Below are 13,335 nucleotides of genomic sequence, written 5' to 3' on the forward strand. Positions count from 1 at the left end.
ATTTACACCTGTAAACAAGCCAAAGAAAACAACAATGGCACGAAAAATTCTCAAAAGAGAACTTTGGCGTAAAAATATCAATAACAATACAGATTGCCCCCGCTTTGCATTATTCATGAAGCACTCTTTAAAAGAACTTCATGAAACCTCTAACAAGTCCACTCAAAACAGCCACTGCCCTATGACGCTTTTAACAAAAGCACATGCCTCTGTAACCAAAGAAAAGTGACACCCAAAAACTGCTTTATTTTACAAATAACCACTTTATTTTAACTGCTGAAGATCTCTCCCCCACATTTCTATGGAAAAACCTCTAAACAAAACTGTTTAGCCCGTCAATGGTTAATACATTAATATCCCCATAAATATAAAGGATAAATTTGCTCAACCATATCCCCTTGCATTCATAGAGTGAACCTTCAAAAGACGCCTCATCTATAAGTTTTGAAGGTTTTGAGTATTTTGAGAAACCTTCAAAACCTATCTATAAAATGCGTGGTAAAATGTATCAAAACACTCATTCTGATATCTTAAAGCACATAGTGCATTTGTCTTTTTTCCATAAAATAAACAGCAAATTTCACTATTTTTCTGATCTGACCCCGTGTCATGGGCTTTGGATAAACCGCATTTAAAAAACTTTTTGAAAAAAATTTATCCGCTTTTAAATGACTTTACCTCACCTGATACTCGCTATTTATCCTAAATAGATTTAATTGACTTCATTATTAAAGCATTAAAAGATTTTGCTGATATCAAAGCAGGTACCTTAGGCGGCTTTATTGAAAAGGAAGATAACCTCTCTCATGAGGGCAATTGCTGGGACTATGATGAGGCTCTTGTGTTTAAAAATGGTCACGTTTATGAAAATGCAAGGGTTTATGGCAATGCTAGGGTTTATGAAAATGCCAATATTCATGGCATTGCTGTTATTCGTGAAAATGTCGGCGAGTCTACTAAAATAAAAACCTATACTGAACGTCTCTCTCCTTATGGTGAATTAGAGATTGTCTGGGTCTAATCAATAAAGCGGTGTAAATGAAAGTACAGGCGTGGCGGGGGCGCTCCTCTTTCAAATTTTCCTATTCCAAATTTTAGCAAACGTTTATCATATTAGATTGTGAGGGTATCTTTATGTGCAAAAAATACCAATTAACAAATGAAATCAAACAAATTAAAGATAGAATTACTAAGAAAATTACAAACCTTTATCGCATTAAAGCTTTAAAAGACTTTGATGATGTCAAAGTAGGTGATCTGGGAGGCTATATCGAAAAGGAAAGTAACTTATCCCATGATGGCAATTTTTGGGTGTATGATAATGCGTGGGTTTATGGCAATGCCAAGATTTCCTATCATGACAAGGTCTGGGGTAAAGCCTATGGCAATGCAAAATTAAACAGTCAAAGTAAGTGTCGTTCCAAAAAAATGTAAGGTTTATGAAAACGATAATGTTGTCAATATAACTGATAAAACAGAATAAAAATAGATATGGGGGGCGTGCCTTTTTATGGTGTATAAACGCATATAAAATGCATTGCTATAAACATATCATAAAAGAGAGAGTAAAATAAAAGAAAGCCGTGCCAAGTGATATGACGCGGCTTTCAAATAGCGTTTCTTATTGATTAAAATGAATCATCCACAATGGAGTAATGAGTGCATATATACAAAACGTATCATATTGCAAGTGCTCTATGAGAGATATGAAAACTTATCAAAAGGAATGTAAATGGTGCGTATGATCTTTAATCACTCATTTGAATGAGAGAGCCTATAACGCTTGTTATGGCTATCAAACAAATTACTCAACATGGCAAAATTGTATGGTATGTACGTATTGGTCACGGCAAACGCATTAGAATACGCGGTACCTATGGAACGCAAGAGTTTGTTGATAACTACAAAAGCGCACTTGCCGAGTTACAAGGGCTTATACTTCCTAAATCCAAAACCGGTAAACTTGTTGAAGGTTCATTTGCATGGCTGCTTAAACAATACTTTAACAGCTCTAATTGGCATAGCTACTCTAATACTACAAAGAAACAAAAAGAATACATTCTTATGAAGATATGCGACTCCATAGGAAATATTCCATACCAAGCAATTGAAAAGAAACATATTATAGCCGGTGTTGAACGGCGTAAAGAAACACCAGCAATGGCTAGAAACTTTCTGAAAGCCCTTAATGGACTTTTTAATTGGGCAATTGATCAAGGTCTTTTGGAAAATAATCCAACTTTAGGCGTCAAAAAAACTCCTCTTAAAAATAAAAGCGGCTTTGCTGTTTGGACAGAAGAAGATGTTGAGAAATATTATCAAAGATGGTCCCATGGTCCCCATGAACGCGTTTGGATTGATATTCTTCTGTATACGGGCTTACGTCGTGGTGATGCGGTTCGCATTGGCTGGAAAGATGTCAAAGACAATATTATTCATCTCAAAACAGAGAAAAGTAAATTCCAAACAGATGTCTTTCTACCTATTTTACCGGAATTAGCCAAAACGCTTGAAGCTGGTCCTATTGGAGAAGAAACATTCATTTGTGGTAAAGAAGGTAAAAAACTAGTTAAAGAAAGTTTTGGCAACCTTTTTCGTGAGGCTTGTAACGTAGCAGAAATCAAAAAATCAGCACATGGCTTAAAAAAATTAGCAGCAACACGCGCAGCTAATTCTGGTGCAACAGTATCACAACTCAAAGCAATTTTTGGCTGGACAAATGATGCTATGGCATCTCTTTACACAAAGAGCGCAGACCGTAAAAAACTCGCTCTTGAAGCCATAAAAAAGCTTCAAAAAGATGAGGAATAGAGGCAAAAAAACTCAATAGAATCAAGATTCACCTATTCCCTTATATTAGACATAACTATTTTATTTTACTTGCTTTTTATTTGCCTAATGAATACACTAACAACTTTATGACATTGGTAAAATTATCCGGCGGGCTATTATTAAAAGAATCAGAAAGTTTTTTGTAAAATTCTTTCCACAAACATTTTTTTCAATAAAGCCACCTAATTCATCAGCCTTAACTTTAGCAAAGATATAAGGCATGTGTTTCATTTATTAAAGAAAAGAATTTGCTTTAAAAAGGTTATAGCCTTCTATCTAACAGCGTTTTTGCTGTAAAATTCAAATTATCTATCTGCTCAACTAAAGAACTTTTATTGTTTAGCTTTTGTGCTTTTTTCAAAGAGATGTGGGCTTTCAAGAATAAGCTTTTCTCGTGCTTTTTGTAACTGTTTAATGACTTCATCAATCTTTGACGGAGAACAAAAAGATTCTTGGCTATTCAACAAATGCAGCCTCTCCTTTCCCTCATATAAACATTGCATCTGAGATTGAAGTATTCTAACTTCTTGAAAAAAAAGACGTCCTGTTTCCTTAAAACCATTATTAAGTGCAAAAAGTTGATCAGAAATGGATAGCAGAATTTGTTTTAAAAAACGCTCATTTTCTTGGCGTTTACGATATTCTAAAATAAGAGCATGGCTTATCTCATCTAACTGTTTTTTTGTAGAATCAATTTGACGCAATAAATTTGGTTTTTCCCCCATATCACCTTTTCTCACCTTCACAAGCATAGCATGAATGTCTAATAACTTAATTGCGGAATGAGACAAATAATCAACAACTGTAGGCGTATTAACATAGCGTTTCCGTGCAATCATCACAAACTCACCTAATGACTGTTTTTTACATTCATCCCGCTATTTATTTTTCATTTTACAAGACCATTCTAAAGAAAGTGCTAAAAAATATTACCTCCAATACATTATTCGATGGAGCCCCTTCTCTCTTTTCACGATCAACGTGGAATCCGTGGAGAGAGAAAACGTACAGGTGTATAAAGGATAAGATGTGTTGTTTTTTCCAACACACTACTACCATCAGCAAGAAGGGCTTGACTAGGTGACAATTCTGTACCTTGCATAATTGTGGAAGCCAAAGAACCTTCTCGAGAAAGAGCCATCAACGTTGGCGAAGATGCAAAGACATTGTGTGCTCCCCCATCCACATGAGAAAAATCAAGAACAGCTATTCCATTTTTACGCAACATTTCAATATCTGAGCCATCGCCCACACGATGATGTCCACCCGTAAGACGTCCTGAAACCGCAAGAGCTTTATCCGCTCTGGATACTAAAATAGCGGTTGGCTGCGGAAGTTTTTTTATATCATTAAGTTGGCGCTCAAATACATCAACATCAATATCTGGTGCAGCCATTAATAAACTTGTAATACGACGAATAGGCTTATATTTTCCCTGTAACGCTAACGTTCTAAATGCTTCCATTATAACAAAATTGCCCATAGAATGTGCAATAACCGAAATTTGATCAGCATTGGTTTCACTAATAAGTGTTAAAAGCTCTATCAATCCGTCACGGGCAAAATTAGCACTGTCACGATCATAAATATAAAGAGGAACTGATCCGGCCGAAGGCCAAGAATAATGCACAGCGACAACATTTAAAGAATAATCGTGTGTAAACTGTGCTGTACGAAATGTACCATCTGCAAAATTATTATTATACCCATGGATAAAAAGAAAAATTTCTCTTTTTCCTTTTGGCTTTTTTGCTAAAGCAGCATTTAATTGCTGTTTAAACTGTTCTTTATTATCGTATTTTTGCAATGCTACTGCTGCAAAATACTTATCATGCGTAGGTTTATAGGCATTTATTTCAACAACTCCCTTTACATGTTGCTGAGGAATTCCTACGTCAACGCGATTATAATGAACTTTATTTGATCGCTCTGCACCATAAGGTTGAGCGTAATTATTTTGCATCATACGACTTGTTGCAACATACACTGGAACGATGGCTTTTGGAGAAACTGGTTTCCCTTCAACTTCCCTTTCTACGGCAGTCATAGAAGGTGTTGCATGCACCCCATGCCAAAGTACAGCACGTGAATCACTACACGCTGATAATAAAGAAATACAAATAAGAAGTGTTAAATATCTCAGAATCATTATACTTCTCACTGCAACTTCACCCCACCTTATAAAAATATAACATTTCAAATGCATAGATAAAGTAATAAAAAACGAAACATTATTGGCAACACACCAACAAATAACATACAAAAAAGATTTTTCTATAATGCCTATAAATCCCCTCTCTCTAACATAACTTCATCTCATTATGGAGAGACTCACTGCTAACTGGTGCGGTCGAGAAGACTCGAACTTCCACGGGTTGCCCCACAGCGACCTCAACGCTGCGCGTCTACCAATTCCGCCACGACCGCACGTGGAAAGAAAAAATCTTGGTTTTTAGCCTTTAACAAATCATAAAGAAAGGTACAAGCCAATTTTCTTTTTCTCATAATTTATTTTATCCGGATGCTTTATAACTTAATAAAGATTACGAGAAATATGGGCTTTACTATGACCTTTGAACCATCATCATAAAATGTGCTTGTGCCGCTTGATCTTTTTCATAATAACCATGAAAGTTTTTTGTAATTGTTGTAGAGCCCTGTTTTTGGATTCCTCTCATAGCCATACACATGTGCTCAGCCTCAATCAATACTGCTACACCATGAGGCTTCAGATACGTTTTTAACGCGTGAGCCACTTGCGCTGTCATAGCTTCTTGAGTTTGTAAACGACGAGAAAAAATATCTACAACACGTACAATTTTTGAAAGACCAACAATTTTTGCATTAGGAAGATATGCTATATGTGCTTTCCCAATAATTGGGATCATGTGATGCTCACAGTGTGAATAAAAAGGTATATTCTTTACGATTACGGCTTCATTGTATCCTGAAACCTCTTCAAAAACTGTACCTAAGGTTTCTTTAACCGATTGACTATAACCATTAAAAAGCTCGCGATATGCCTTGGCTATACGTTTTGGAGTATCTAAAAGCCCTTCTCTATTTGGATTTTCCCCTATCCATAAGAGTAATGTACGAATCGCTTCTTCCACCTTTTCAATACTCGGACGCTTTTTTTCAGATAAATTTGCGTCTTCTTTAACAACATTACGCATTCAAAAACTCCAAGCTTACTCTATACAAAGCATTTGCTCCATACCTATCTCATTTTGTATAATCTCTATATAAGCGAATTAAAAGTTTAAACAATCACGACTTTCAAAATTTCAGGCAATAGCGCATGATTGATACTATCTATAATGATAAAATACTTAAATATGCTGCACATATAGGCAAAATTGGGCGTCTTAATAATCCTGATGCAACATCAAGAAAACATGCACACCTTTGTGGTTCGACAATCACTGTAGATTTAAAAGTGGAAAATAGTATTATTACCGATTTTGCTCACGAAATACATGCATGTGTGCTAGGGCAAGCTTCAGCTTCACTTTTAGCATCTCATATCATCGGACAAACAACTCAAGATCTTAAAATATTGCGTGAAGTTATCTACCAAATGCTAACGCAAAATGGTCCTTCTCCTCAAGCTCCATTTGAGGATTTTTCTTGCTTACAGCCCATTAAAGACTATAAAGTGCGCCATGCAGCAACACTACTACCCTTTGATGCAACGATAGACTGCATTCAAAAAATTGAAGAAAAATAAATGTTCAAATCACAATCTAGACAAAAAAAGTTGACTCGGAATTACACAGGCACTTGGCAAAAAACACCCGGACGATTATTGGGTATTTTCTTAATACGGTTCTATCAAATAACACTTTCGAGCCTTATAGGCAATCAATGTCGCCATGCCCCGACTTGTTCAGAATATACATATGAAGCGATTGCACGCCATGGGCTTTGGGCTGGTGCATGGATGGGACTCTTTCGTATCATGCGTTGTGGGCCCTTTGGAACAGATGGCTTTGATCCAGTCCCTCCATCGCTTGGAAATTCTTGCTGTTTTTATAAACCTTGGCGTTACTGGAAAATTTCTGACAAACACAACAAATAATCCTTTTCTTTTTTCACATGTATTGATAAAAAATTAGTCTATAAGCTTTTTACTCAATTTTCACGAAACCATCCGCAATCGTTAGCGGAATTGGATTAAAAGGGTGTTTTTATGTCTTGCTCTATTTCTCTTTTTTTTCCCGATGGTTCAAAACGTAATTACCCCGCCGAAATGACAGGCTTGGAATTAGCAGAATCTATTTCTAAATCACTTGCAAAAAAAGCAGTCGCCTATAGTCTTGATAGTATCACGCGAGACTTATCGGATCCATTGGGACAATCTGGTCAAGTAGAGATTATTACCCGAGAAGATTCACGCGCTCTTGAGCTCATAAGGCATGATTGCGCCCATGTCCTTGCTGAAGCAGTGCAAGAGCTCTTTCCTGAAACGCAAGTAACAATAGGTCCTGTCATTGAGAACGGATTCTATTATGATTTTGCACGCCAACAACCTTTCACATTAGATGATCTCACCGTCATTGAAAAGAAAATGCGTGAAATTATCCAACGCAATAAACCTTTTAGAAAAGAAATTTGGTCTCGTGAAAAAGCAAGAAAAGTTTTTTCTGAGAAAAAGGAATTTTATAAAGTTGAACTTATTGATAGCATTCCTGAAAATCAAGATTTAAAAATCTATTATCAAGGGGAGTGGTTTGATCTTTGTCGCGGACCGCACATGCAATCTACAGGGCAAATTGGGAATGCTTTCAAATTAATGAAAGTTGCAGGAGCTTATTGGCGTGGCGATGCCAATAATCCAATGCTCACGAGAATTTATGGAACAGCATTTGCAAATGAAAATGACTTAAAAGCCTACCTCCATATGCTAGAAGAAGCTGAAAAACGTGATCATCGCCGCTTGGGACGTGAAATGGACTTATTTCACTTTCAAGAAGAAGGGCCAGGAATGATTTTTTGGCACAAAAAAGGTTGGAAAATGTTCCAAAATTTGATCAGCTATATGCGTAGACGCCTTGATGATCATCAATATGCTGAAGTTAATGCACCACAAGTTCTCGATAGGTCACTCTGGGAAATATCTGGCCATTGGGGTTGGTATAAGGAGAATATGTTCAAAGTAATTTCAGCAGAAGAAGATTCAGATCATGGGAATGTTTATGCCCTTAAACCAATGAACTGCCCTGGTCATGTGCAAATTTTTAAACATGGTTTAAAATCTTATCGTGATTTGCCTATTAGACTTGCTGAATTTGGACTTGTTCATCGTTATGAGCCTTCAGGCTCTTTACATGGTCTTATGCGTGTGCGTGGTTTTACACAAGATGATGCGCATATTTTTTGTACTGATGAACAATTAGCCGATGAATGTCTCAGTATTAATGATCTTATTTTATCAACTTATGCCGATTTTGGTTTTAAAGAAATTAGTCTTAAGCTTTCAACCCGTCCAGAAAAACGAGTTGGATCTGATGCATTATGGGATCATGCAGAAAGTATCATGGAATCCGTCCTTAAAACGATTGAAACAAAATTTGCAGGACAAATCAAAACAAGCATCCTTCCAGGTGAAGGAGCATTTTATGGTCCAAAATTTGAATATACATTAAAGGATGCTATCGGTCGTGAATGGCAATGTGGAACAACACAAATAGACTTTAATCTCCCTGAACGTTTTGGTGCATTCTATATTGATAAAGATTCAGAAAAACGTCAACCTGTTATGATCCACCGTGCTATTTTTGGATCAATGGAGCGTTTTCTTGGTATATTAATTGAAAATTTTGCTGGACATATGCCACTTTGGCTTGCTCCTGAACAAATTGTTGTTGCAACAATTACATCCGAAGCAAATGAATATGCCCAAAAAATAACAGCAAAACTTAAAGCTGTTGGGCTTTCCGCAACAATAGATCTCCGCAATGAAAAAATTAACTATAAAATACGAGAACATTCTTTACAAAAAGTCCCCGTAATTTTGGTATGTGGCAAACGTGAAGCTGAAACAAACAGCGTAAATATGCGCCGCTTAGGAAGTACAAATCAAACCCTTTTATCTGTAGAAGATGTGATTAAACAACTCTCAAATGAAGCAACACCTCCAGATTTGCAACGTGTAATAAATGCATAATATCACGGAAGATGGTAATACGTTAATTTTTTACTATAAATTTTCAGTTTTTGTACAAAATGAAATAATTTGATATTGTAGTGTGTTTTTGTTTCATGCACAATGACCTGTCACCAGAAAGAATAACGTGCTCTTTCTCTACAAGGTGGATTGGTGAAAAAGTTGAATATAAGCTATGAGCTGTTTAAATGCAAAAATCATAGACAATTGAATATTAATAATAACATTAATCTTTTACCTTTATAATGAAAAAATTCTGCTATTATCATGGATAGATCATTACAATAATTATAGAAACATCAAGCAAGAAAACTGAAAACAAGATTATATTTATTAATAAAAAATATGTAAAATTAGCTGAACAATGATATTTCTTATTCGTAAGATAAGCCCTTATAAAAAGGACAAGATATTGATTTATAATGATAATATATCGTTATTCATATTAAATAAGGTTTCGAATATCATAGGCTTCTCTTATTTTTAATATGTTTATGTTGAATCTATCAAAATCATTTGCTTGCACGAAACAAGCGGAATGAGTGCGTGGATAAAAATTATTAAGAAAGGACTTTTAAAATGCCTACAATGAACCGCCTAAAGTGCTAAGAATTGTTGCAGTCATTGAGAACAGGCTATAATTATAATGATGATGCCGACTTGAACCTTCATAAGTATAAAAATAGCGGTACTCAACGAGTTTACCATTAATCATTCACGAGGCATTATGGTAAAATAAGATTAAGAAGCCTTAAGAAACATCTCTTTAAAACAAGCACATGAATTGGTAAGCTAATGGCATTCTACATCCCGCAATCTACACTGATGAGATATTGCCTTAATTTTTATAAAGCCAAATCAAAAAAAAATGGCAAAACTCAGCGTTTATTCTTTCTCTTCTTCATGTTTTACCAAATGAAAAACTCTTATAAAAAACTCGTTAAATATACACATACGATATATGACTACTCGCTGAACGTATAAAATTCTGGGCACATCCATAAAACATCTAAATATCTACGAAACACATATAAAATAAAAAAATATTATTATCGTGCTCTATCAAGAACACGCTTACATTCAATGAGTTCAAACAGAATCTCTTGTAACAATGCTTTATCAGTTTTATCTTTGTAAAGATTCACAGAACCAACAGATGTTTCTCCCTCATTCCTCATGAAACTCAAAAGCCCAAAAGAAGATTTCTTAGGCTTATTGCTAGCATTTTCAGAAGTTTGTCCTGCATGTTTCTTCTCTATGACCACATTCATAGCATCAAGATCACCATTACCCAATGCAGTCACAAAAGCAACGCCATTTTCTTTCAAAAGGCGTTGCACACCTTTTATTGTATAACCCTGATCATATAGTAACCGCTTGATACCATTGAGCAAATCAACATCGACCGGACGATAATAGCGCCTTCCTCCCCCACGTTTCATTGGTTTAATCTGCCTAAAACGTGTTTCCCAAAATCTTAAGACATGCTGCGGAAGCTCCAATAACTCCGCTACTTCGCTAATTGTGCGAAAAGCATCAGAGCTTTTATCCATTTTGTAACACCTTATTTAAAACAAAATAAATTACTTCACAATGACTCATTCTGTCTCAATTTCTCAACAAGATTAGTCAAAAATAAGACCATCATTGATACCTTACTCACCAGTCTTTTTCTAAAAAATAAAGACCCTTATTTTATACATTTCTTTAACAAATACCAAACATACCATGGCATTTATTTATGAGATATCATTTTTTCTGTTTTGCACGATGCGAATCTAAAATTCTCTGTTTAAGGACATTGGCAGCCTTAAACGTCACAACACGTCGCGGCGGAATCGGTGCTTCAACACCTGTTTTTGGATTGCGTCCAACACGTTCATTTTTACTGCGAACCTGAAAAGTTGCAAAAGAAGATAATTTAACCGCTTCACCTCTTACAAGTGAGTTGCAAATCTCATCCAAAACCAATTCGACTAAAGCTGCTGATTCAGTATGTGACAAGCCCACTCTTTTACAAACTACGCTCGCTAAATCTGCACGCGTTACTGTCTTACTTGTCATTATAACCACCTATTAAAATATTAAAAATTACAAAATGACTTATACGTTTTCTTGAAATATGGTCAAGTAGCCATAATTTACCAACGAATAAGAATTGCTCCCCATGTAAATCCACCTCCCATGGCTTCTAACATGATAAGATCTCCTTCTTTTATTTTTCCATCGCAAACAGCTGTTGTTAAAGCCAACGGAACTGATGCAGCAGACGTATTACCATGTTGATCAACGGTAATCACAACTTTATCTAGTGAAATTCCCAGCTTTTTAGCAGATGCTTCAATAATGCGCTTATTAGCCTGATGAGGTACAAACCAATCTAGTTGTGAAGAATCCATACCTGCAGCTGCAAAACAATCATCAACCACATCCGTTATCATACCAACAGCATATTTAAAAACTTCTCGTCCTTCCATACGCAAATAGCCTGTCGTTTGTGTTGTTGAAGGTCCACCATCAACATATAGCTTATCTATATAAGCACCATTAGAGCGCAATTTCGCAGACAATATACCACGCTCAAAAGCAATACCCCCCTCAGTTTCTAATGCTTCCAAAATAACAGCACCAGCACCATCACCAAACAAAACACATGTCGTACGATCTTCCCAATCTAAAATTCGAGAAAATGTATCGGATCCAATAACTAAAATTCTTTTAGCTCCCCCACACCGTAAATAAGAATCTCCTGTTGTTAAAGCAAAAATAAAACCAGAGCAAACAGCTTGAATATCAAAAGCAAATCCATGGCTCATTCCCAAAGCATGCTGAATTTCAACAGCAGAAGCAGGAAAAGTACGATTCGGGGTGGACGTTGCTAAAATAATACAATCGATGTCTTTTATTGTTAAACCAGCATTTGTAAGTGCTGCTTGCGCAGCCTCAACTCCTAAAGAAACAGTTGTTTCATTTTCACTGGCAATATAACGTTGGCGTATTCCTGTACGCTGAACAATCCATGAATCTGACGTTTCAACAAACTTTGCAATCTCATCATTTGATAAACTTCTTTTCGGCAAAGCACTTCCTACACCACGTATAATTGACCGAATCATTCAGCTCTTACCTTTTCTTCAAATTTTTTATTTCTATTATAAGAGCTTATCATAAGGACTCTCCATTCATCACCGCTTCATCTTCTTGGTCAAAAAGTGTTGCTTTATTTTCATGAAATCGCCGTAAATCAGCCGTTATTTTTTGTAAAAGTCCATTATTAACCATTTTATAACCAACGCGGATAGCAGAAGCAAAGCCATTAGCATTAGCACTGCCATGACTTTTTATAACAACACCATTCAAACCTAAAAGAACTCCTCCATTCACCCTATCAGGATCCATTTTATGTTTCAGTATACGAAAAGCACCCCGTGATAAAAAATAACCAAGAGATGTTAAAAAAGAACTGCGCATTGCAGAGTTTAAAATCTCTCCTATCTGTCGCGCGGTTCCTTCTGCGGTTTTTAAAGCAATATTACCAGAAAACCCCTCTGTCACAACAACATCGACTGTTCCTTTTCCAATGTCATTGCCCTCAACAAATCCTTTATATTCCAATCCTTCTAATTGCACTTCACGCAATATCATTCCTGCTTTTTTTATTTCATAAAGTCCTTTAACCTCTTCCACCCCCACATTTAAAAGCCCAACACTTGGTCTTTCAGTGTGATATAAAGCGCGAAACATACCTGCTCCCATAACCGCCAAATCAACCAACTGACTAGCAGAGGCACCAATTGTTGCTCCAATATCTAAAACAATACTCTCACTGCGCAGTGTTGGCCAGATACCCGCAATACCAGGACGTTCAGCCTCTGCAAGCATTTTCAAACAAAAATAAGACATGGCCATGAGTGCACCCGTATTACCAGCAGAAATGCAAGCATCAGCTTCACCATTTTTTACCGCTTCAATGGCGTACCACATTGATGATTTACCACGTCCATTACGAAGTGCTTGGCTTGGCTTTTCATCCATGCGTGTATAACTTTCTGTAGGGTAAAAGCGCGATACAGAATCCAAACAGGGATATTTTTTTAAAACCGGACGAACAGCCTCCTCTACTCCATAAAATAGAAAATAAATATTTGATAAATATTTTTGTACAATTGCTGCTCCTGCAATAGCTGCTTCTGGACCGTAATCACCGCCCATGACATCCACAGAAATTCTAATCACGCTTGCATATCCCACATCTTTTCATTTACATCTTTAAATACATATTATGATTTTTGGCTCCTGAATACTCACACAGCACATCTTGCGAAAATCGCTCC

General features: G+C 36.2%; 11 protein-coding genes, 1 tRNA gene and 2 pseudogenes. 6 read left to right on the top strand and 8 right to left on the bottom strand.

Features of this window, described 5'->3' with window-relative positions:
• Positions 1-727: 727 nt before the first annotated feature.
• The 3 genes and pseudogenes from ACFIMI_RS02380 to ACFIMI_RS02390 all read left to right on the top strand — a co-directional run.
• Positions 728-1,021: pseudogene (locus ACFIMI_RS02380) on the top strand (hypothetical protein); the annotation flags it as partial.
• A gap of 113 nt (positions 1,022-1,134) precedes the next feature.
• Positions 1,135-1,410: pseudogene (locus ACFIMI_RS02385) on the top strand (hypothetical protein); the annotation flags it as partial.
• 378 nt (positions 1,411-1,788) lie between these two features.
• Positions 1,789-2,811, top strand: a complete 1,023-nt coding sequence (locus tag ACFIMI_RS02390) for a tyrosine-type recombinase/integrase (protein WP_375692212.1) — start codon at positions 1,789-1,791, stop codon at positions 2,809-2,811.
• Positions 2,812-3,164: 353 nt separating this feature from the next.
• Here ACFIMI_RS02390 and ACFIMI_RS02395 read toward each other — a convergent pair whose 3' ends face one another.
• The 4 genes from ACFIMI_RS02395 to folE all read right to left on the bottom strand — a co-directional run bounded on the left by ACFIMI_RS02395 (position 3,165) and on the right by folE (position 6,008).
• The gene (locus ACFIMI_RS02395) at positions 3,165-3,671 is read right to left on the bottom strand and encodes a hypothetical protein (RefSeq protein ID WP_015856440.1); all 507 of its coding nucleotides are present in this window, start codon (positions 3,669-3,671) and stop codon (positions 3,165-3,167) included.
• Between the two features lie 137 nt (positions 3,672-3,808).
• The gene (locus ACFIMI_RS02400) at positions 3,809-4,981 is read right to left on the bottom strand and encodes an alpha/beta hydrolase (RefSeq protein WP_375613054.1); all 1,173 of its coding nucleotides are present in this window, start codon (positions 4,979-4,981) and stop codon (positions 3,809-3,811) included.
• Between the two features lie 193 nt (positions 4,982-5,174).
• Positions 5,175-5,259: transfer RNA gene (locus ACFIMI_RS02405), tRNA-Leu, on the bottom strand.
• Between the two features lie 137 nt (positions 5,260-5,396).
• Complete coding sequence (folE, locus tag ACFIMI_RS02410) at positions 5,397-6,008, bottom strand: GTP cyclohydrolase I FolE (RefSeq protein WP_375613055.1); 612 nt, start codon at positions 6,006-6,008, stop codon at positions 5,397-5,399.
• 125 nt (positions 6,009-6,133) lie between these two features.
• On the opposite strand from folE, the gene ACFIMI_RS02415 reads away from it, so the two are divergent.
• From ACFIMI_RS02415 to thrS, 3 genes are all read left to right on the top strand, one after another.
• Positions 6,134-6,562, top strand: a complete 429-nt coding sequence (locus ACFIMI_RS02415) for an iron-sulfur cluster assembly scaffold protein (protein ID WP_375611578.1) — start codon at positions 6,134-6,136, stop codon at positions 6,560-6,562.
• Entirely contained in the window at positions 6,563-6,913 is a 351-nt protein-coding gene (gene yidD, locus ACFIMI_RS02420) for a membrane protein insertion efficiency factor YidD (protein ID WP_375607118.1), read from the top strand.
• 111 nt (positions 6,914-7,024) lie between these two features.
• A complete protein-coding gene (thrS, locus tag ACFIMI_RS02425; RefSeq protein WP_375613056.1) occupies positions 7,025-9,001 on the top strand; it encodes a threonine--tRNA ligase in 1,977 nt (658 codons plus the stop codon).
• A 1,049-nt stretch (positions 9,002-10,050) separates the two neighbouring features.
• Here the strand turns inward: thrS and ACFIMI_RS02430 are convergent.
• From ACFIMI_RS02430 to plsX, 4 genes are all read right to left on the bottom strand, one after another.
• Entirely contained in the window at positions 10,051-10,554 is a 504-nt protein-coding gene (locus ACFIMI_RS02430) for a MerR family transcriptional regulator (protein WP_375613057.1), read from the bottom strand.
• A gap of 196 nt (positions 10,555-10,750) precedes the next feature.
• Positions 10,751-11,065, bottom strand: coding sequence for an integration host factor subunit alpha (locus tag ACFIMI_RS02435; protein ID WP_273791377.1), 315 nt, complete (start codon positions 11,063-11,065; stop codon positions 10,751-10,753).
• A gap of 77 nt (positions 11,066-11,142) precedes the next feature.
• Positions 11,143-12,117, bottom strand: a complete 975-nt coding sequence (locus tag ACFIMI_RS02440) for a beta-ketoacyl-ACP synthase III (protein ID WP_375613058.1) — start codon at positions 12,115-12,117, stop codon at positions 11,143-11,145.
• Positions 12,118-12,166: 49 nt separating this feature from the next.
• A complete protein-coding gene (plsX, locus tag ACFIMI_RS02445; RefSeq protein WP_375692213.1) occupies positions 12,167-13,237 on the bottom strand; it encodes a phosphate acyltransferase PlsX in 1,071 nt (356 codons plus the stop codon).
• Positions 13,238-13,335: the final 98 nt, after the last annotated feature.

Source organism: Bartonella sp. AP4SXKL (assembly GCF_042195845.1).
Taxonomy (GTDB): Bacteria; Pseudomonadota; Alphaproteobacteria; order Rhizobiales; family Rhizobiaceae; genus Bartonella.

Excerpts from the sequence above, each read along its gene's own strand:
- ACFIMI_RS02390 (WP_375692212.1), top strand. The coding sequence starts at position 1,789 with ATGGCTATCAAACAAATTACTCAACATGGCAAAATTGTATGGTATGTA.
- ACFIMI_RS02395 (WP_015856440.1), bottom strand. The coding sequence starts at position 3,671 with ATGATTGCACGGAAACGCTATGTTAATACGCCTACAGTTGTTGATTAT.
- ACFIMI_RS02400 (WP_375613054.1), bottom strand. The coding sequence starts at position 4,981 with ATGATTCTGAGATATTTAACACTTCTTATTTGTATTTCTTTATTATCA.
- folE (WP_375613055.1), bottom strand. The coding sequence starts at position 6,008 with ATGCGTAATGTTGTTAAAGAAGACGCAAATTTATCTGAAAAAAAGCGT.
- ACFIMI_RS02415 (WP_375611578.1), top strand. The coding sequence starts at position 6,134 with ATGATTGATACTATCTATAATGATAAAATACTTAAATATGCTGCACAT.
- yidD (WP_375607118.1), top strand. The coding sequence starts at position 6,563 with ATGTTCAAATCACAATCTAGACAAAAAAAGTTGACTCGGAATTACACA.
- thrS (WP_375613056.1), top strand. The coding sequence starts at position 7,025 with ATGTCTTGCTCTATTTCTCTTTTTTTTCCCGATGGTTCAAAACGTAAT.
- ACFIMI_RS02430 (WP_375613057.1), bottom strand. The coding sequence starts at position 10,554 with ATGGATAAAAGCTCTGATGCTTTTCGCACAATTAGCGAAGTAGCGGAG.
- ACFIMI_RS02435 (WP_273791377.1), bottom strand. The coding sequence starts at position 11,065 with ATGACAAGTAAGACAGTAACGCGTGCAGATTTAGCGAGCGTAGTTTGT.
- ACFIMI_RS02440 (WP_375613058.1), bottom strand. The coding sequence starts at position 12,117 with ATGATTCGGTCAATTATACGTGGTGTAGGAAGTGCTTTGCCGAAAAGA.